Here is a 240-nt window from a genome sequence, read left to right as displayed (position 1 = left end):
CGTGCTGCGTGCACTGATTCACACCGGGTGGGCCAAGCCGCCAGAGACCCCGGACTCCAAGCCGCACGCCGCAGCGCCGTTGGCGGCCCCGACGATACCGACCAAGGCCACGGCCCTGGGCGGCCAGCGTGGTGACGGCGCTCCCTATCTAGTGGTTGGAAGCGAAGTCTGGAATGATCCCGACCCGGTTTCCGGGCGGACGTACCAGCTGTTCGTTGCGCTGCCGGCGACCTACGCGGA

At 68.8% G+C, this 240-nt stretch carries 1 pseudogene; it reads left to right on the top strand.

Annotated elements, in window-relative coordinates:
* A pseudogene (locus ACQG3P_RS22715) lies at positions 1-240 on the top strand (hypothetical protein); the annotation flags it as partial.

The sequence above is a fragment of the Stenotrophomonas sp. SrG genome (assembly GCF_050031795.1).
In the GTDB taxonomy this organism is placed as follows: Bacteria; Pseudomonadota; Gammaproteobacteria; order Xanthomonadales; family Xanthomonadaceae; genus Stenotrophomonas; species Stenotrophomonas rhizophila_A.
The sequence above is the reverse complement of the archived record's forward strand: the minus strand, read 5'-3'. Positions and strand labels throughout refer to the sequence as shown.